General features: G+C 75.5%; 1 pseudogene. It reads right to left on the minus strand.

Going from position 1 to position 441, the window contains the following annotated elements:
- Window positions 1–389 (minus strand): annotated as a pseudogene (locus tag R5W23_RS11785) (hypothetical protein); the annotation flags it as partial.
- Window positions 390–441 lie beyond the last annotated feature (52 nt).

The following is a 441-nucleotide window of genomic DNA, read 5'->3' on the forward strand; positions in this document are numbered from 1 at the left end:
GGTTCCCACGCCCGCGGGTCGTCCCACTCTTTCCATTTGTCCCCTGCGGTTGCAGCCACGTACAGATCGACCTGCCCGCGCCGCGCGAACCGCCCGGCGCGGGTGAGGCGACTCGCCGCGATGTGTTCGCGGAGCGCCTTGACCGCCCGCGCCGCCCGGACCCGCACCTCCGGGTCGGCCGCGCGCTGGGCGGCGAGGAGTTCCGGCGGCACGGCGTCCACGTTCAGCCGCGACAGCCGCGCGCCGGCCGCCTCGCGCGCGGCGTAGTCCTCGCTCCCCAGTTGCTTCACCAGCGCGCCCACGTCCACCGGCCGCGGCGGCGGCGCGACCTCGGCGGCCCCGACAACAACAGCCCACACCACAAGTCCAACGGTTGCGAAGCGGAACATGGCGGCCCTCCGGGCGAAGGGAAAAGCCCCGCGCGGACCGACCCGCGCGGGG

The organism is Gemmata algarum (assembly GCF_034097035.1).
GTDB lineage: Bacteria > Planctomycetota > Planctomycetia > Gemmatales > Gemmataceae > Gemmata > Gemmata algarum.